This is a genomic window from Mycobacterium haemophilum DSM 44634 (assembly GCF_000340435.2).
In the GTDB taxonomy this organism is placed as follows: Bacteria; Actinomycetota; Actinomycetes; order Mycobacteriales; family Mycobacteriaceae; genus Mycobacterium; species Mycobacterium haemophilum.
On sequence record NZ_CP011883.2, the window covers coordinates 3,464,576 to 3,482,190 of the forward strand.

The 17,615-nt window shown below is 63.2% G+C and carries 17 protein-coding genes, 1 tRNA gene and 1 pseudogene; 12 read left to right on the forward strand and 7 right to left on the reverse strand.

The window, feature by feature from the left end; genetic code table 11:
- Positions 1–176: 176 nt before the first annotated feature.
- From rtcB to B586_RS16155, 3 genes are read right to left on the reverse strand one after another with little or no spacing between them, the layout of a single operon-like run.
- Positions 177–1,616 carry an RNA-splicing ligase RtcB gene (gene rtcB, locus B586_RS16145; protein WP_269465128.1) on the reverse strand — a complete coding sequence of 480 codons (1,440 nt, stop codon included), beginning with the start codon at positions 1,614–1,616 and terminating at the stop codon, positions 177–179.
- Positions 1,613–2,035: an archease gene (locus B586_RS16150; RefSeq protein WP_047314284.1), complete on the reverse strand. Its 423-nt coding sequence runs from the start codon at positions 2,033–2,035 to the stop codon at positions 1,613–1,615. Before B586_RS16150 ends, rtcB begins: the two co-directional genes overlap by 4 nt.
- A 37-nt stretch (positions 2,036–2,072) precedes the next feature.
- Positions 2,073–3,254: a CapA family protein gene (locus tag B586_RS16155; protein ID WP_054879419.1), complete on the reverse strand. Its 1,182-nt coding sequence runs from the start codon at positions 3,252–3,254 to the stop codon at positions 2,073–2,075.
- Between the two features lie 180 nt (positions 3,255–3,434).
- Here B586_RS16155 and B586_RS16160 point away from each other — a divergent pair, with 180 nt between their 5' ends.
- From B586_RS16160 to B586_RS16170, 3 genes are all read left to right on the forward strand, one after another.
- The gene (locus B586_RS16160; RefSeq protein ID WP_054880863.1) at positions 3,435–4,823 is read left to right on the forward strand and encodes a phosphoribosyltransferase; all 1,389 of its coding nucleotides are present in this window, start codon (positions 3,435–3,437) and stop codon (positions 4,821–4,823) included.
- Between the two features lie 145 nt (positions 4,824–4,968).
- Entirely contained in the window at positions 4,969–5,394 is a 426-nt protein-coding gene (locus B586_RS16165) for a hypothetical protein (RefSeq protein ID WP_054879418.1), read from the forward strand.
- A 328-nt stretch (positions 5,395–5,722) separates the two neighbouring features.
- Positions 5,723–6,196 carry a DUF5709 domain-containing protein gene (locus B586_RS16170; RefSeq protein WP_047314394.1) on the forward strand — a complete coding sequence of 158 codons (474 nt, stop codon included), beginning with the start codon at positions 5,723–5,725 and terminating at the stop codon, positions 6,194–6,196.
- A 101-nt stretch (positions 6,197–6,297) separates the two neighbouring features.
- On the opposite strand, the gene polX is transcribed toward B586_RS16170, so the two are convergent.
- Positions 6,298–8,070 (reverse strand): DNA polymerase/3'-5' exonuclease PolX, encoded by a 1,773-nt coding sequence (polX, locus tag B586_RS16175; RefSeq protein WP_054879417.1) that lies wholly within the window; start codon positions 8,068–8,070, stop codon positions 6,298–6,300.
- A 763-nt stretch (positions 8,071–8,833) separates the two neighbouring features.
- On the opposite strand from polX, the gene B586_RS16180 reads away from it, so the two are divergent.
- The 9 genes and pseudogenes from B586_RS16180 to B586_RS16215 all read left to right on the forward strand — a co-directional run bounded on the left by B586_RS16180 (position 8,834) and on the right by B586_RS16215 (position 15,695).
- Positions 8,834–8,906, forward strand: a tRNA-Arg gene (locus tag B586_RS16180).
- A gap of 128 nt (positions 8,907–9,034) precedes the next feature.
- Positions 9,035–9,190, forward strand: coding sequence for a hypothetical protein (locus tag B586_RS21120; protein ID WP_156406816.1), 156 nt, complete (start codon positions 9,035–9,037; stop codon positions 9,188–9,190).
- Positions 9,191–9,430: 240 nt separating this feature from the next.
- Positions 9,431–9,655, forward strand: a complete 225-nt coding sequence (locus B586_RS16190; RefSeq protein ID WP_054880862.1) for a hypothetical protein — start codon at positions 9,431–9,433, stop codon at positions 9,653–9,655.
- On the forward strand, positions 9,639–10,337 hold the full coding sequence (locus B586_RS16195; protein ID WP_054879416.1) for a hypothetical protein: 699 nt from the start codon (positions 9,639–9,641) through the stop codon (positions 10,335–10,337). Before B586_RS16190 ends, B586_RS16195 begins: the two co-directional genes overlap by 17 nt.
- Positions 10,338–10,943: 606 nt before the next feature.
- Positions 10,944–11,111: pseudogene (locus B586_RS22830) on the forward strand (hypothetical protein); the annotation flags it as partial.
- A gap of 607 nt (positions 11,112–11,718) precedes the next feature.
- Complete coding sequence (locus B586_RS16200; protein ID WP_054879415.1) at positions 11,719–12,093, forward strand: PE/PPE C-terminal domain-containing protein; 375 nt, start codon at positions 11,719–11,721, stop codon at positions 12,091–12,093.
- A gap of 318 nt (positions 12,094–12,411) precedes the next feature.
- Entirely contained in the window at positions 12,412–13,647 is a 1,236-nt protein-coding gene (locus B586_RS16205; protein ID WP_054879414.1) for an acetyl-CoA acetyltransferase, read from the forward strand.
- Between the two features lies 1 nt (position 13,648).
- On the forward strand, positions 13,649–15,172 hold the full coding sequence (locus tag B586_RS16210) for a carotenoid oxygenase family protein (protein ID WP_054879413.1): 1,524 nt from the start codon (positions 13,649–13,651) through the stop codon (positions 15,170–15,172).
- A gap of 40 nt (positions 15,173–15,212) precedes the next feature.
- On the forward strand, positions 15,213–15,695 hold the full coding sequence (locus tag B586_RS16215; protein WP_156406818.1) for a VOC family protein: 483 nt from the start codon (positions 15,213–15,215) through the stop codon (positions 15,693–15,695).
- 4 nt (positions 15,696–15,699) lie between these two features.
- Here the strand turns inward: B586_RS16215 and B586_RS16220 are convergent, their stop codons facing one another.
- The 3 genes from B586_RS16220 to B586_RS16230 form a co-directional block, all read right to left on the reverse strand.
- Positions 15,700–16,134, reverse strand: a complete 435-nt coding sequence (locus B586_RS16220; RefSeq protein ID WP_054879412.1) for a hypothetical protein — start codon at positions 16,132–16,134, stop codon at positions 15,700–15,702.
- A 58-nt stretch (positions 16,135–16,192) separates the two neighbouring features.
- Positions 16,193–16,966, reverse strand: a complete 774-nt coding sequence (locus B586_RS16225; protein ID WP_054879411.1) for a VOC family protein — start codon at positions 16,964–16,966, stop codon at positions 16,193–16,195.
- Between the two features lie 146 nt (positions 16,967–17,112).
- Complete coding sequence (locus B586_RS16230) at positions 17,113–17,571, reverse strand: type II toxin-antitoxin system Rv0910 family toxin (protein ID WP_054879410.1); 459 nt, start codon at positions 17,569–17,571, stop codon at positions 17,113–17,115.
- Positions 17,572–17,615 lie beyond the last annotated feature (44 nt).

Here is a 17,615-nt window from a genome sequence, read left to right on the forward strand (position 1 = left end):
CGCTGCAAACAACCCATCGGACCGGGATGGCTCTACTTGACGGCGTATCGCCGTGGCCAGGCCGCGACGGCCGAAGACGGCGCAGTAGTTATTCACCTGCCCGACGAATGTCCACAGCCCGGAGAGCACGTTCCACGCTCCTAGCCCGGTGGCGGGCTGCACTGCGAGCAGGTTCGTCAGCCTTTCACCACACCGAGGGGTATGAGGCGGGCGACCTTGCGGGCTAGCCCGGCGAGGTGGCTGGTTTCGATGACAGCGTCGATGTCCTTATAGGCCTCGGGTTTTTCCTCAGCAAGCCCCTTGCGGGACTTGCCGCGCACAAGTACACCGGCATCCTCGAGGCTTCTGCTCAACGCCTCGGCGTTGGTGTGCCGGGCGGCTTGGTGGCGGCTTTGCACTCTGCCGGCGCCGTGTGCGGTGGAAAAGAAGGCGGGGTTATCCGGCACACCGGCCAGCACGTAGGAGGCGGTGCCCATCGTGCCGGGGATGAGCACCGGTTGGCCGACCGCGGCCAGTTCGGTCGGCACCTCGGGATGGTGCGGTGGTAGCGAGCGGGTCGCGCCCTTGCGGTGCACGCACAGGGTGCGCATCTGGCCGTCGACGGGATGTTCTTCGATCTTGGCGAGGTTATGCGATACGTCGTAAAGCAGGTCCAGCGATGTCGCGGTTTGCTTCTCGAACACCCGACGGGTCGCTTCGGTGAGTAGCTGACGGTTGGCGCGTCCGTAGTTGGCGGCCGCGGCCATCGCTGCCAGGTAGGCCTGTCCTTCGGGCGAGCGAACGGGCACACACGCCAACTGGCGGTCGGGTACTTGAATACCGTAGCGGCCCATAGCGTTTCCCATCTGGTGGACGTGATCGGTACAGATCTGGTGACCCAGGCCGCGTGAGCCGGTGTGGATCATGACGCAGACAGTGCCTTCGGACAGGCCCATCTGTGTGGCGGCGGTGGTGTCGTAGACACGTTCCACGGCCTGCACTTCCAGGAAGTGGTTGCCCGAGCCTAGGCTGCCGATCTGCCCAAGCCCTCGTTCGATCGCCCGCTCGCTGACCGTTGCCGCGTCGGCCCCCTTGAGCATGCCGCCGTCTTCGCAGCGCTGCAGGTCGCGGGCAACGCCGTGTCCCTGTTGCACCGCGAACCGGGCGCCGCCGGTCAAAACATCCTCCAGCACACCGCGGTTGGGCAGCCGCCACACACCCTTGGTGCCCACGCCGCGCGGTATCGCAACGTCGAGCCGGTCCATCACCGCGCGGATCTTTGGTTGCAACCGCTCGCGGTCCAGGTTACTGACCAAAAGCCTTACCCCGCAGGAGATGTCAAAGCCGACCCCGCCGGGGGAGACGACCCCGTCGGCGTCGATGTCGGTTGCGGCGACGCCGCCGATCGGAAACCCATAGCCCCAGTGCACGTCCGGCATCGCATACGACGCCCGGACAATCCCCGGCAGTGTCGCCACATTGGCCACCTGAACCAACGCCATATCGGCGTGTTCGTCAGGCAACAGCGACCTGGACGCGAACACGATCCCAGGCACCCGCATCGCGCCTTCTTGTTCGATCCGGAATCGATATGGCGCCTCCTCGATGATCTTCATGCGGATGATTCCCTCACTCACACGTCAAGTGTCACCGCGCACCGCCAGCCATGCTGGCCGTGCGAGAAGCGAAGCTCGTTGAGCGACGCCGCCTTCGGTACAGCACCGACCTGAGGCAGCGTCGTTGCATCGACCATCGTAAAGTTGGCGTCGACGGCGCCGTCGGCACCGTTCAGATTGACATCAACCGGTACCTCGCCCTCGGTATCCAACAAATAGATGACCTCATCGAGCACCGCGACCAGCAGATCGTCGTCACGGTCGGCCGTCAGCCGGCGCAGGCGGGTGTGGCGCGGCCGAACCGACGAGGAATCCAGGAAGCTTTCTACCGTGCCGAGCACCGCCTCCCTGATACAGCCATCGCGGGTCGGCGCCCACGCCTCGATCCGCAGATCCGCAGTGTGCGGCACACTCCGATGCCCTGATGTGTACTCTGCCATGGCTTTCCGTACTACACTACGGGTTCGTGGTCGCTCCTCAGCCTGCCCGGCTCATCCGGCGATGAATGTCACCGTGAAATGATACGACCTCCAGTAGATCGTCGGATCGCGCCGTGATCCGGGTCCCGAACCGGCGGCTGGTGTGCTCGACGGTCTTGCGCAGCCACTCGGCGTCGGTCTGAGAGGCCCGCTCGAGTCGCATCCGCCGCACCCGCAGCGGAATCATCCGCAGCGAGACCAGTTGACCGCTGACGGAATCTGTTTGGATCAGATACACCAGTCTGAGGTCGCCGCGGAACGACTGGTGCCCGCCGATGCCTTCGTAGTCATCGATGACGTCGCCGCAGCCGTACAGGATCGGTTTGCCACGGTATATCTCGATCGGCCTGGGATGGTGCGAAGAATGTCCGTGCACGACGTCGATGCCGGCATCGATGAGCCAGTGCGCGAACGCGATTTCGCTCGGCGCTATCGCATGGCCCCAATTGGATCCCCAATGCACCGAGACGATGGCGACATCGCCGTCGCGTTCGTGCGCCAGCACCTCTGCGGCCACCTCGTCGGCAACATCCCGCAGTGATAGATCCCGGATCAGCCACACCCCGGGCCGGTTGTAGTGGGCGGCCCAAGATTCGGGAACGCCGGCCGATTTCACCGCCACCGAGCCGACGAGCACCCGTTGTTTACCGTGAACGCTGACCACCGCAGGGCGGCGAGCGGCGGGCAGGTCGGCTCCCGCCCCGACACTCTGGATCCCCGCCGCGGTGAGAGCCGCGACGGTGTCAGTCAGCCCCTGGTAGCCGAAGTCGAGAATGTGGTTGTTGGCCAGGGCACACGCGTTCGGCCGTAACGCCGTCAGGGCTGGCAGGTTATCCGGGTGCATTCGATAACAGACCGTCTTGTGCTCGACGAATTCACCGTCGGCGGTGATTGTTGTCTCCAGGTTGATCAGCCGCACATCGGGGGCGGCCTCGTCGAGGAGCGCCAGCACCTCACCCCAAGGCCAGTGCCAATCCACCGGGCGTGGAATCGGCCCGTTCGCGTGCTCGGCCAGCCGGACGTATCCCCGCGCATCACGCAGATGCGGTTCACGTAGCACCGGTTCACCGGGATACGGCAGGATCTGATCGACGCCACGCCCAAGCATGACGTCACCGCCCAGCAGCACTGTCACCTCATCAGGGTTACCCGAAGAGCCCGACGACTGATCCGTCTCCATCCCGCCGACGCTAGAGGGTCGTCGATAGCCCGTCAGGAGGCGTTGGTCCCCACCGGGAATGGTCCTAAGGCCCTTCGGCGGGCCCACCCGTCGCGCCACACTCGGGGGATGACAGAACTGACCGGTAGCGATGATGGCGGGCGTCCGTTGGCCCGGCGGCTGGCTTCATTGCGCGACAGTATGAGGTTGTTCGACGACCGTGTCGACGCTGGACGGCACCTGGCCGAGCGCCTGGAGTCGTTGCGCAGCAAGGACATTGTTGTGTTGGGCCTGCCGCGCGGTGGGGTGCCGGTGGCTTTCGAGGTCGCCAAGGCACTGCGGGCGCCGCTGGATGTCCTGGTAGTACGCAAACTGGGGGTGCCGTTTCAACCCGAACTGGCCTTCGGCGCCATCGGTGAGGGCGGCGTGCGGGTGACCAACGACTCGGTGGTGGCCGAAGCCGACCTGTCACAGGACGAGATGGCCGCCGTCGAAACGGAGCAGCGGGCGGAACTGGCGCGTCGCTCGGAACGGTTCCGCTGCGGGCATAACCGCACCCCGATCGCGGGGCGGATCGCGGTGATCGTCGATGACGGCATTGCAACCGGCGCGACCGCCAAGGCCGCCTGCCAGGTGGCCCGCGCCCAGGGCGCCAGCAGGGTGGTGCTGGCAGTTCCTATCGGCGGACGCGATATCTTCGCGCGATTCGCTGGATACGCCGACGAGGTGGTCTGCCTACACACACCGGCGTTCTTCTTCGCCGTCGGCCAGGGATACTGTAATTTCACCCAGACGTCCGACGCTGAGGTGATCGCGCTGCTCGATCGCGCCCGGAACGGATTTGGCGAGCCCGCGGCCACCGCCACGCCCGGCGACCCGCAAATACGTGACGAGGAAGTCCGGGTGAGCGCCGGACTGGTGTCGGTGGCCGGACATCTGACAATTCCGGAGCATCCGGTCGGCGTGGTGGTATTCGCTCACGGTAGTGGAAGCAGCCGCCACAGCCCCCGCAACCGCTATGTGGCCGAGGTTTTGAACACGGCGGGTCTTGCCACCCTGCTGTTCGATCTGCTCACCCCGGATGAGGAGCGCAACCGCGCCAACGTTTTTGATATCGAATTGTTGGCGCGACGGCTGGGTGATGTCACCGACTGGCTGGCTAACCAACCCGATACCGCGGCGCTTCCGGTTGGCTACTTCGGCGCCAGCACGGGGGCGGGCGCGGCCCTGGCCGCGGCCGCCGATCCCCGCGCGAGGGTGGCGGCGGTGGTGTCGCGCGGTGGGCGGCCTGACCTGGCAGGCCCGGCCCTAACCAAGGTTCGCGCGCCGACATTGTTGATCGTGGGTGGGCGCGATGACGTGGTACTGGAATTGAATCGACGGGCCCAGGCCATGCTGCCCGGCGAGTGTGAGCTCGTCGTCGTTCCCGTCGCCACCCACCTCTTCGAAGAACCTGGCACCCTCGAGCGGGTCGCGGTGTTGGCCCGCGACTGGTTCATCGATCACCTGAGCCCGGTAGCTCACCGCCAACCCCTAGCAAAAACCACGAAAAGCGGTGGAGCTACCCCGCAGCAACCGGCGACACGGTAGGGATCGGTCAAAACGATTGAGCGGCAACGTGAGCTAAGCACGCTCACCAAGCACCGCGCCAACGGAGCGCACCGACGGATAGACCCAAGACATGATGACTTTCGGCCCTCGCCGACAGCGGCGCTAGTCACACACACTGCACATCATGACCACTCACGACGACACCGCTCAAACCTGGCGCGACGTGGCCGACCAGCTCACCGCTGCGCAGATCGCACAGCTCGAGCGCCTTGAACGCGATGAGCCCCAGACGCTGCTGGAGATGGCACGGGAGTGGGCGGCCATGAACATCTCTGCCCCGATGCCATTCGACGATGTCGCGCCGCCCGCGGGCGCGGTGCGCACGTTCGACTGGCAGCTTGACAGTAACTGGTTCCGCGACTTCGAGGGGACCACCCGCCGTGGCAGGCAGGCCCGCGTTCAAATCTTCGGCCGACAGCAGGCGGACGGCTCGACGCGGCGGTGGATCACCGTGCATACCCGCCACCTGGACGCGCTGGACGGGGCGGCAGCCCGCGAGCTAGCGGCAGCACTGGCCGACGCGGCCGACGAAATGGAGCGGCTCGGCTGAACCCCTCGGGCAGCCAATGCCGATGGTCACCCAATCACCCTCGCCCCTCGCTCCGACTGGCCATCGAGGCCGAGGGGCCGAGGGGCCGAGGGGCCGAAAGTCATCTGATCTGCTGCAGGAGTCATTCCGAAGCGAAGCCGAGACTTTCGGCCTCTTCAGTTCGAGCGCAAGTGTGGATCACGGAGTGGGACAAGTCCGCGGTTCGCCGGTCCACCGCCGTCGACTTAAAGGGACGAATGGCCCTAGGCGGACAACGTCGCCATCTTTATGGTTGGACTGCCGACGCGGCGAGTACGGAGGCACCGTCACGATTCAGGAGTACACGATCATGAGCACTCACTATGAAGCCGGCTCTGCCGCAGGCGAATACAGTGTCGAGAACGACAATCAGCTTCAGCCAGAGGACACCCTCATCGACCGGGGCATGGACGACATGCTCGACGAGGGCTATTCGCCGCCCGAACGACCATATGGACTCGGCGCCTTCGGACCGTCTGAAACCATCGACCAGATGCTTGTAGCAGAAGAGCCGGATCCTGCCGCGCGAATCGATGTCCTGCTCGATGAAACCGAGCAGCAACGCTCCGACGAAGCCGAGCGCGAAGCCGAATTTCCCCAGCGACGCGAGGTTGGCCGAGCGCGAGCCGGCCGGCTTGTCGCGCCGGACCAGGGATTTGGCGAAGACGCCGAGGCCGGGTTGGTCGCTGAGGACGTCGGCATCAGCGGAGGCGCAGCATCGGCGGAGGAAGCCGCGGTTCACATCATCGACGACGAGGTTTACCTCATCGCAGACGAAGAGTAGCGGACTCGTAGACTCCTATCCCCTATCCGCGGCCCACGATCTCTCGGTGGCTGTCGTCGTTGGCACCTGCCCGATAAATTCGGCCAACACTTTTGGCTTGTTCAATGAGGGCGGGTATGGGCGCGGTGGTGTGCGGCTGACGGGTTGTCGGCGAGGCGGCGTCCCTTTGCGAGGAACGCGCGCAGCCGATCCAGCGGCCAGCTGTTGATCACTTCGCCGGCCGATACCCAGCCGCGCTGGGCAACGGCAACACCGTAACGGAGGTAGTCCAAATGTGGCACGGCGTGGGCGTCGGTGTCGATCGCAAAAGCAACGCCGTATTTGCGAGCGCGGCTCACGAGTCCATCGCTGAGGTCCAACCGGTCAGGAAAGGCATTGATTTCCAAGGCGGTATGGGTCCGTGCGGCAGCAGCGAAGACCTCATCAGCATCGAAATCGACGGGCGGACGACGGCCGAGAACGCGGGTGGTCGGATGGCCGATGATGTTGACGTAGGGGTGTTCGATAGCAGCGAGCAGGCGCCGAGTCATCTCCTCGCGGGTCTGGTCGAGATCGGAGTGCACCGAAGCAACCAGGACGTCAAAGCCGGCGAGGAAGTCATCGTCCCAGTCCAGGGAGCCATCGGCGGCGATGTTGAGTTCGGAGCCGTGCAGCAACTCGATGTCGTGGCGGCGAGCCAGCTCGGGCAGTTCGCCGCGCTGTTGGAGGGCCTTGTCACGGGTCATCCGTTGCATCGCGAGCTGCGGGGCGTGATCGGTGATGGCGCAGTAGCGATACCCGCGACGGGAGGCAGCGGCGACCATCTCATCCAGGCCGGCCAGGCCATCGGTGAGATTAGTGTGCACATGAAGGTCGCCAACAATGTCGTGCACCTCGACCAGATCGGGGAGATGATCCCCTAGCGCGGCTTCGACTTCCCCGCGGTCTTCGCGCAAAACCGGCGGGATCCACGGCAGCCCGAGTCTGGAGTAGATGTCCGCTTCGTCTGTCGACGCCACGAGCTGGCCATTATCGACGCGGAACAGCCCATACTCAGACAACTTCAGCCCGGCGCGCACCGCCAATTCGCGGATGCGGATGTTATGAGCTTTCGACCCAGTGAAGTATTGCAGAGCCGCACCCCAAACCTTCGCGGGTACCACCCGCAGGTCCACCTGAATACCCTTCGTTGTTACCACCGAAGACTTGGTCGGACCGCGGACTAACACGCGATCCACCAGTGGCAGGGTGCAGAACTGTTTCATGACCGCTGCCGGGTCCTCATCTGCGGCCACCAACAGGTCGATGTCGCCGACGGTGTCGCGCATCCGCCGCAGCGATCCTGCGTACTCGACTCGGCTCACCTGCGGCAGTGCGGCGAGCTGCGCCACCAGATCCTCGGCGATATCCAGAGCGATCGCCAGCGGCATGCGCCCCCCAACCTCCTGCATCTGACGGATCGCGCGGGCCAGGTTGCGTTCGCTGGTCTCGCCCCAGCCTTTCAGGTGGCGTAGTTGCTCGTCGTGCAGCGCGTTGAATAGCTCAAGCATCGACGAAATGCCCAGCTCCACATAGACCTGATGGGCCCGCTTCGGTCCGAGCCCGGGGATTCCCAGCAGAGCGCGCAGACCTGCGGGCAGCTGGGCGTGCAGTTCCTCAAGGGCGGCGATACGGCCGGTCTGCCGTAACTCAAGCAGCTTGTCAGCAGTGTGCGCGCCAATCGCCGGAATCGCCAGCAAACCCTTCCGGTCCAGAGTGTCCAGGTCGAGCGGGTAACCGGCGACCGAACGGGCGGCCTTTTCATAAGAGCGCACCCGATATGGATCGCCACCAGAGATAGCAATCAGATCGGCCAGCTCCTGCAGAGCATCGGCCGCGACATCATTTGAACGCATAAAGCATTCCCGCGTGCCGCCAGCCAGCGCGCCTCACCAGAAGTTGCATGCGCACCTGCACGGCACCACCTTTTGCAGTCGTCGGATCCATACAGAATGAATCCCGCGATGTCTACTGACCAGCGGGCCAAAGACCTTGTTGTGGGGACTTGTGACACCGATGGGCAGGACCTCTGACTCCGGCATCTCGGCGTCGCAGCGGCAGCCTCAAGAATCCTGATCGGCCGATGCGAAGGATTACCTTCATTATGAAAATGTGGATCCAAATTGGAGGCCACGATGAGGATGACAAGTATCGGATGACTCCACCTATGAAGTGCTCACGGGCGGTGTGCTAGAGGTCAGCAGCGGCAACGATATTCACCCGCTACAGTCCGGCGTATTGGCAAGAGGTCACGATCGATACCCGACCCGGGACTCAGCGCAACAGACAAAGCCTAACAACTCGACGACGATCTCAAACGACGGTGCGACGGGTAAGCGCGAATCGGGTTCGCCTTGGGCCGCAACGCAATAGCGGCGTACTTACACCGTCGAGGACAACCGGAAGAACGAGCCGCCTAACGCTGGCCGCCACGCCGAGCGCCTACCACGCACGCGCAAGCGTCGCGTGGCTATCATCATGCCCGCTACACTCACACCTGCCGCACCCCGACGACCAGGCCTATCGCCGGGAACGGCGCCAGGACGCCAAGAACACCACTGAAACCCGCCCGCCGCCTTCACCGGCTAGGTTTTAGTTAGGCATTCAAGGACGTCCCTGGCCCTCGTAGCTCAGGGGATAGAGCACGGCTCTCCTAAAGCCGGTGTCGCAGGTTCGAATCCTGTCGGGGGCACTTTGCGTTTGTATGACGTCGGTTGATGCTTGATGTTTTGGCTTCGGTTGATGGTTGACGTTGTTTCGGCTGATGCTTGACAGCTACTTCGGTTGATCCTTGACACTCCCTTAATGAGGGAGTTGAGCGTGGCTGAGCAGAGGTATCAGGCCGTGTTGGCGGTTATTAGTGATGGGTTGTCGATTCGTCAGGTCGCGCAGGATTCGGTGATGGACGACACGCCAGATGAGATCCTAAGCGGATCCCTGAGCCCGGGTAGATTCGCAGAGTCTCCCGGTGCCTAAGGTGACCGGGAGCCGGACATAACCGCAGCTAGTGGCTCAAATCGCAGCTGAGCGAATTTTGCCGGCTCTAAGCGAGGAACTGACGTCCGGAATGTCGGTCCCGCTGCCTCCATCAAGTCCATTTACCTACGGCTTTGTTACGGTGGTGAATCAATTGATGCAGAGTTGGGCATACGTGTCATACTCGGCCTGTTCAATCATTAGATTGACGTATTTCGACGGAGTTCGGAGGTGGATGCGATGACGGTGGCGCTAAAGGCGACAGACGTCGGTGCTGACGTGGAAGTGGCCTCCCGCGAGGATCTGAAGACCGCGGTGGCCAACGCGCTACGACGCGCTGGCTGCAGGAGCTTTGACGACCTCGCCGAGCAAGCCCGTACCAGAAGGTTCACCTCGATGCGGGCCCGGCTGGCCTGGGTCGCGATTGGTGATCTTTACCAGGTAGACCTTGACTCGGAGGTTTGACCTCGAGCAAGAATCCCGCAAGTTTGGGGAACACCTATCCTGGCTTCTCAACGGGACAGTCTGTACTGGCATCCGTCTGACTTCCGTGGTCTCGACCTATTCCCGTGACCGTACCGTCGTCGGATACCAGATCAGCAGGCATAACCAGGACGTGACCGACGGCATCCCTGTGACCGTTGGTCGACGGCCACCCAACTTCTACATAGGCCTATCTGTTCATCTGGCGCCAGACAGCCACAGCCAACACTTGATGGTCACGCAATCGGTGATGATCCTGGCGAACGATCCAGATGTCGGCGACGACTCAAATGTACTGCTGCACTACGACTATGAGCGCAATAAGGCGGACTCCTATCCGGAGGCTCATCTACAGATCTGCGCTAGTTCGAAGGCGTGGGAGAACGCCGGAAAGCGCCTCGACGGCAGCAAGCGCCTATTGGAGCGGCTTCACCTCCCCGTGGGCGGGCGACGGTTTCGCCCCACGTTGGAAGATCTCGTCGAATTTATAGTGCGCGAGAAACTCGCCGAGGCGCAACCGAATTGGGAGAGCGTGCTCGAGAAAAGCCGCGCTGGGCTTCACGAGAAGCAGCTGCGGGCCGCCGTACGTCGAAACCCGGAAGCGGCGGCCGCCCAGCTACGCAAGCAGGGCTACTCCGTTATCGACTTCAACGTGTCCGAATAGGTTCTGCGGGTCGCCTAATGGTCGGCGCCGCGGCGATCGCCGAGTTCCGTGTTGCGGGCCAGGCCTTCTTGAGCACGTCGACGGCTTCTGATCGGCCCGCTCCTCAGTAAGCCGTTCGCCCTGGAACACAAACCCTTCCCTATCGAAGTAGATGTCGCTGACCTCGGCGCCGGCCAGGATCGCCTGGAACTTACGCTCGGCCATCAGCGGACATCACATGGACGTCGATATCGAATAAGTCTTCGGACACATCGAGGTAGACGGGCGATCTGAGCCCGAGGGCTAGAAGGGTTCAACAGTCGACGGTGTGTGTAGTTTGCACGCTGAACTGCCGCAGTTCGGGTGGATTTAACCTATTGCGTTCGTCACATAACTGTGAGCAGTGGTTGTCGCTCGGCAACACCAAATTCCGGCGGTGCCGACAGCGCAACCAAACGGTTACTTGACCATCCCCCGGTAATTGCTGGTTTGTCCGTGCGGGATGGCGTGTCGTTGCAGTCGCCACGGTGTTGACGACAGCGGCCCAAGGGCCAGGCCCTCCGTCATCGTGCAGGGAGATCCACAGTGAGGCGGCCGCGGTGACAAGCGGCATCTTGTCCCGCTGTCGACGCGGTGTCTGATACGGCGGCGGGGCATCTGGCGATGCACGCGCAGAAGTATCAGGGGACCATCGCGGCCGCAGCGATTCTTGACCGCTTTTCTGAGGCCTTATCGACCACGCGGCTGCGTATTCGACCGCCGATGTCGACACGACAAAACCTACGCCTGATCTGACCGAAGGTGATACCAGCACAGCAGACCTCGACACCACCACTCGAAGCTAAATCCGCCAACATCTTTGGCGTAGCCGAGGCCTACCTCGAGGTATGCCGCCGCCACGAGGTGGGAGAAACTGGTTGATGAGATTACTCACACATCCGGGTCCTTCGGGGAAGTGCTTACGAGGCTGAACACGGGAGCAATGAGGTCGGTCGCAGTTAACGATGGCCGGGCGGCCGCTCCGCGTCAGGCGTGGCCAACTGCCTCGCATCGGGTATATCGCACAGGCCACCGGACAGGCCTTCCGCGTCGCGGATACCCGCGGATACCTATGCAGCTAAGGGTGTTGGATGCGTTGTCAGCGTTGACTGTGTGACAGGAACAACCAGAGATCACCGACAAGGCCGGGTTGGTCCAGAGGCCGCGGCGGTCTAGCATACCAATAACGGCAATCTCGATAGCGCCGATGGTTCAGATGGATTAGGCGTTGGCATCATCGTGATCATCCGGCACGGGGTTGTGTGACGAGCTGGCTCGTGACGCCAACAACTACCAATAGCAAGAGGGGCCTCGCCGCAGATGTCGGGCAGCCGCTCCTTTTTCACGTGAGGAGTAATCGGACATGACGACCAACTACGAGTTCGGGGACCTGGACCCGCTTGGTGACTTGGACGGTTACGAGGCCGCCGCCCAGGCGGCGTCGTTAGAGTCCGAGTACCCGATCAGCGCCGATGATATGAGGGCTGACTTTTGGGATACTACCGACTGGACGGGCCTGGACGGTCCGGTGGCCGCCGGCTTGGGCGAGGCAGCCTCGGTTGGCCGGTTGTCGGTGCCGCAGAGCTGGGAGACGACCCACCAGGCGACCGTTGGGACGCCGCCCTCATGGCCGATGGGCTACCTGGCCGCGAAGGCCCAAACCGAGGAAGGCCAGATGCTCTACGGGATACCGGTGGAGAACACGGCCGAGATGCCCCATAACCCATACGACCTGTAGCGGCCGCCGCTGTCCAGGACCTGCCCCACACCCGCCATGCGCCGGTGCTGCTAACCACTGAATGGCACCACTCCCGTCGTTACCTAAGCCCAGCATTGCCCCGAACAGTCCGCCAATACCTTGGTGCTGAATGCAATTCGCGACGAACCGGACCGGGGCCGCGCCGTCGCTGTGATGTCGGCGAGCTGATTCGAGTCCCGCCGGAGCGCACTGCCAGGCGATGAACACTCAGGTTTGTCTTCCGCGTCCGATGCCAATGCCCTGCACGGCTAGGCAAACCTCGCGGGTTGGGTCGAACAGGCGAGTAGCGTGCGGCATATGGACAGCTCGACTGGTGTGTGGATTCTCGGCGGCTACCAGACCGATTTCGCTCGCAACTTCAGCAAAGAAAACCGCGACTTCGCGGCGCTGACCGCCGAGGTCGTACCGGGCACGCTCGCATCGGCCAAGGTGGACGCCACCGACATAGCCGCCACAGGAGTCATCCACGTCGCGAACGCGTTCGGCGAGATGTTCGCCAGCCAGGGCCACCTCGGCGCGATGCCGGCCACGGTGTGCGATGAACTCTGGAACACACCTGCCTCACGGCACGAAGCCGCATGCGCATCCGGCAGCGTCGCCACGCTCGCGGCGATGGCCGACCTGCGGTCAGCCGCATACGATATCGCGCTCGTCGTGGGGATCGAGCTGGAGAAAACGGTGCCCGGTGACACCGCCGCCCAATATCTCGGCGCCGCGGCGTGGACCGGTCACGAGGGGGCCGAAGCGCGCTATCTGTGGCCATCGATGTTCGCGCAGGTCGCCGACGAATACGACCGGCGTTACGGGCTAGACGACTCCCATCTGCGAGCCATTGCGCAACTCAATTTCGCCAACGCGCGCCGCAACCCCAACGCTTCGACCCGCGGCTGGACGATCCCCGACTTGGCTCAGGCCGACGACACCGCCAACCCGGTCATCGACGGCCGGCTGCGGCGGTTCGACTGTAGTCAGATGACCGACGGCGGCGCCGGATTGGTTCTGGTCAGCGACGCCTACCTCCGAGATCATCCCAATGCACAGCCGGTCGGTCGCATCGATGGCTGGGGACATCGCACCGTCGGGCTGGGTCTGCGGCAAAAACTGGACCGCGCTTCTGACGACCCGTACGTGCTGCCGCATGTGCGGGCCGCGGTATTGGACGCGCTGCGCCGCGCGCAGGTGAGCCTGGACGACGTCGACGGTTTTGAGGTGCACGACTGCTTTACGCCTAGCGAATACCTGGCCATCGACCACATCGGGCTGACCGGCCCCGGCGAATCGTGGAAGGCCATCGAAAATGGTGAGATCGAGATCGGCGGCCGGTTACCGATCAATCCCAGCGGCGGCCTCATTGGCGGCGGTCATCCAGTGGGGGCATCCGGTGTGCGGATGCTGTTGGACGCGGCCAAGCAGGTCAGTGGTTCGGCCGGTGACTACCAGGTACAGAATGCGAAGAGGTTCGCCACGTTGAACTTTGGTGGTAGCACCGCCACCACGGTCAGTTTCGTTGTCAGCACTGTAGAGGGATCCTGACATGGATGTTGAAATTGTCGGCAAGTTCCTGTCCACCCTGCCCGAAGACGACGACCACCCCTACCGGACTGGCCCGTGGCGACCACAGACGACCGAATGGGACGCCAACGACCTCACCGCCGTAGCGGGAGAAATCCCCCGCGACCTCGACGGTATCTATCTCCGCAACACCGAAAACCCTCTGCACCCAGCGTTCACGACCTATCACCCGTTCGACGGCGACGGCATGCTGCACGTGGTCGGCTTCCGCGATGGAAAAGCCTTCTACCGCAACCGCTTTATCCGCACAGACGGATTCTTGGCCGAGAACGCCGCAGGCGAGCCACTGTGGCCCGGTCTGGCCGAACCGGTGCAATTGGCCAAGCGTAAACAGGGCTGGGGCGCTCGTACCCGGATGAAAGACGCGTCGAGCACCGACGTCATCGTCCATCGGGGCGTCGCGCTGACCAGTTTCTACCAGTGCGGTGATCTGTACCGCATCGACCCCTATTCCGCCACCACGCTCGGCAAGGAGACCTGGAACGGCCGTTTTCCGGTTGACTGGGGCGTGTCGGCACATCTCAAGGTGGACAACAAAACCGGCGACCTGTTGTTCTTTAACTACAGCAAGCAGGACCCGTACATGCGCTATGGCGTCGTCGAGGCGAGCAACGAGCTGGCCCACTACGTCGACATCCCGCTGCCCGGGCCGCGGCTGCCGCATGACATGGCGTTCACCGAAAACTACGTGATCCTCAACGATTTCCCGTTGTTTTGGGATCCGAGACTGCTCGAGCACGACGTGCACTTGCCACGGTTTTATCCCGACATGCCGTCGCGCTTCGCGGTGCTCCCGCGCCGCGGCGGTACCGGCGATATCCGGTGGTTCGAGGCAGACCCGACGTTCGTGCTGCATTTCGTCAACGCTTACGAAGAGGGTGACGAGATCGTGCTCGACGGCTTCTTCGAAGGTGAGCCGTACCCCTTTGAACGCGGCGCTACCGGTGGAACGAAATGGGATCGGCTCTTTCGCTTCTTGGCGCTGGATCGTTTGCAGTCCCGGCTGCACCGCTGGCGATTCAACCTGGTCACCGGTGCGGTGACAGAAGAGCAACTGTCGGAGTCGATCACCGAGTTCGGGATGATCAATGCCGACTACGCCGCCCGCAAGTACCGCTACGCCTATGCCGCTACCGGCAAACCGGGCTGGTTCCTGTTCGACGGAGTGGCCAAACACGATCTGCTGACCGGACACCACGAGCACTATTCATTCGGCGACGGTGTCTACGGAAGTGAGACCGCGATGGCGCCGCGGTTGGGTAGTAGCGGTGAAGACGACGGCTATCTGGTCACCCTGACCACCGACATGAACGCCGACGCGTCTTATTGTCTGGTCTTCGACGCAGCCCGGATCGCTGACGGCCCGGTGTGCACGCTGCAACTGCCGGAACGTATTTCCAGCGGCACACATTCAACTTGGGTACCTGGCGCTGAGTTGCGGCGGTGGAATGCCGCAGACTCCGCGGCAAGCGCCATCGGGCTATGAGCGGCCTGCAGATATACAGCATCGGAGAGCCGGAGTAGCAGTGGACAATCAGAAGGCGCGCCGGGCAACACATTGGCCCAGGGAGTTGGCGTCGGTCGGCGCCATCCGGTTTGCTCGCCGCTCGTCGAATTTCAAAGAGACAGTGCGATTTTACCGTGAGCTGGTGGGACTGCCGCTTTACCAGACGTTCGAGGCGAGCTACGGCAGCAACGGTGCGATATTCGGCCTGCCCAGCTGGAACCTAACGCTAGAAATTGTGGAGGCGACCGACGCGCTCGTCATAGACCACCACGAACAGCTGTGCCTGTACTTCCCTGACAAACAGGCACAGCAGGATGCGATTGCTCGCCTGCAGCAGGCGGCGATCGAACCCGTGCAGCAGCATCCGTACTGGGAAGCGACGGGAGCCGTCACCTATCGCGACCCGGACGGCCGCGAAGTTGTGTTCGCGCCCTTCGTGTTCGGCGTCAACGAGCCCGGCGACAGCGCCGCCTCAGGCAAACACGAATTCCCGTCGGCCTGAGACCTCACGACCTGGACCGGCCGGTGGCCACTGTCGCGATTACCGCCCACACCGAGCACACCATCGCGCATACCGCGCCAGCTGCGCCGAGATAGAGCCCGTATTCGGCGGCGACCGGTGGATTGACGTTGAGCTGGTAATACCACACCGTGAGCCCCACGATGAGCAGTGAAATGATCAGCGCGGCAATCGAAGCAACCTTGGCCGACAGCCCACGACCCATCATCGCGCCGACCACCAGTAGCGCCGACGACAGTAACACGATGAGCTGGCCCGCACCGAAGCCGGACGGAAGTTCCAGGTTGCCGTGCGTGCCGCCGATAGCGTTGGCCCAGCCGTCGCCGTTGGCCTTCGTCGTAAGCCATGGCATCCAGGCACTGACCGAGACGATCGCGGCAAAAAACGCCACCAGCCAACCAAGGCGCAGTCGGTGGGTCATGGTTGCGACCCTAGTCGGGTGCCCGGTCGGTGCTGCGGTCGGCGCGCGGCGTGTGCGACTACCTCTGCAGTGAGGACAAGTTGAAAACCACACCCGTCGGGTCCGTCACCGCGGCAAGACGTCCGTAGGGGGTGTCCTCAGCCGCGCGCAACACGGCGCCGCCATGTTCAATGATCACGTGCAGCGTTTTGTCAACATCCTCAGCATCAAAAAAGATGGTCCAATTCGACGGGACACCATCCGGCAGAAAAGCGGCGCCGTCCATCACGCCGAGTAATTGTTGGTCGCCGAACCATGCTGTGGTGTAACGGAATTCGTCGGTATCAGAAATCTGCTCGGTCCGCCAGCCGAGGACCTCGCGGTAGAACTCGAGAGCGGCCAGGTAATCGCGCGTGGACAGTTGGTGCCAGACAGGCGCGCCAGCCTCGCCGATTACCTCGAAGCCGCGGTGCTCCAGCGGCTGCCACAACCCAAAGAATGCCCCCGACGGGTCAGTCGCCATCGCCATAAAGCCTTGGACGGGTACCTCCATCGGTCCCATGGATACTGTGCCGCTCGCCGCGGTGACCGCGGACAGGGTTGCGTTGATATCGCTGGTGTGGAAGTAGGTGGCCCAGTTGTCCGGGGACTGCATCTCCGGCCGGTTGGCCATCAGGCCAGCGACCCGGTGGCCGTCCTTTGCAGCATTGATGTAGCCGCCGTACTCGGGTCCGGCAGACTCAAACGTCCAGCCGAATACCGTGCCGTAGAAGTCTTGGGCGCGCTCGACGTCCGACGACGTCAAATCGACCCAGCAGGGAGCGCCCAGCGACGCACTGTTACGGATGGGCATGATGGCCTCCTCGTGGTGTCTGTCCCTGGCAATGGGGGTTCACCACTATCGACTCGCGCCAAACCAGAAAGTCACCGGCCGGCCGACGCCGACGGCTGTTCGAAAACGGTGGGCCAGGCGGTCAGCGACAGCCGCCATGACACGCTTTAGGCCCGGTTCCGGCCCGGCTCGGGCCGCGAGAACACTGTGACAAAGTTCTGCAGCGATTCGCGAATATCGGTTCGCAGCGCAGCCGCGACGATCATGCCGATCGGTCCGAACAGCGCGGGACCACCCAGGTGCACATCGAAGCTGACGACGGAGCCGTCGTCCTTAGGCACCACCTTGGCAATCAGCTTGACCTTGACACCGCCAACACCGTCGCCGTTCAGCGTCATGGCTTCGGGCGCCTGGTAACGCACGACCGTCCATCTGATCCGGTTGGGCATGCCCTTGACCTCGACATATGACTCAATAACCGTGCCCTTCTCCACCACTTCGGGCAACTTGCTGCGCCACACCCGGTGGATCGTCAACCACTCGTTGAAGCGGGACAGGTCGGAGGCACACATCCACGCCTCGTCCGGTGGCAGCGGTACGTCGATAGATCCGGTGAGTTTCGCCATGCGTTTAGTCGATGTCCTTCCCAGGGCTGGTAGCACCCTACCGG

Bases quoted from the DNA above. Each gene is read 5' to 3' on its own strand.
- polX (WP_054879417.1), bottom strand. From the start codon at position 8,070: ATGCGTTCAAATGATGTCGCGGCCGATGCTCTGCAGGAGCTGGCCGAT.
- B586_RS16150 (WP_047314284.1), bottom strand. From the start codon at position 2,035: ATGGCAGAGTACACATCAGGGCATCGGAGTGTGCCGCACACTGCGGAT.
- B586_RS16205 (WP_054879414.1), top strand. From the start codon at position 12,412: ATGGACAGCTCGACTGGTGTGTGGATTCTCGGCGGCTACCAGACCGAT.
- B586_RS16155 (WP_054879419.1), bottom strand. From the start codon at position 3,254: ATGGAGACGGATCAGTCGTCGGGCTCTTCGGGTAACCCTGATGAGGTG.
- B586_RS16230 (WP_054879410.1), bottom strand. From the start codon at position 17,571: ATGGCGAAACTCACCGGATCTATCGACGTACCGCTGCCACCGGACGAG.
- B586_RS16220 (WP_054879412.1), bottom strand. From the start codon at position 16,134: ATGACCCACCGACTGCGCCTTGGTTGGCTGGTGGCGTTTTTTGCCGCG.
- B586_RS16190 (WP_054880862.1), top strand. From the start codon at position 9,431: ATGACGGTGGCGCTAAAGGCGACAGACGTCGGTGCTGACGTGGAAGTG.
- B586_RS16225 (WP_054879411.1), bottom strand. From the start codon at position 16,966: ATGCCCATCCGTAACAGTGCGTCGCTGGGCGCTCCCTGCTGGGTCGAT.
- B586_RS16160 (WP_054880863.1), top strand. From the start codon at position 3,435: ATGAGGTTGTTCGACGACCGTGTCGACGCTGGACGGCACCTGGCCGAG.
- B586_RS16210 (WP_054879413.1), top strand. From the start codon at position 13,649: ATGGATGTTGAAATTGTCGGCAAGTTCCTGTCCACCCTGCCCGAAGAC.
- B586_RS16200 (WP_054879415.1), top strand. From the start codon at position 11,719: ATGACGACCAACTACGAGTTCGGGGACCTGGACCCGCTTGGTGACTTG.
- B586_RS16165 (WP_054879418.1), top strand. From the start codon at position 4,969: ATGACCACTCACGACGACACCGCTCAAACCTGGCGCGACGTGGCCGAC.
- B586_RS16170 (WP_047314394.1), top strand. From the start codon at position 5,723: ATGAGCACTCACTATGAAGCCGGCTCTGCCGCAGGCGAATACAGTGTC.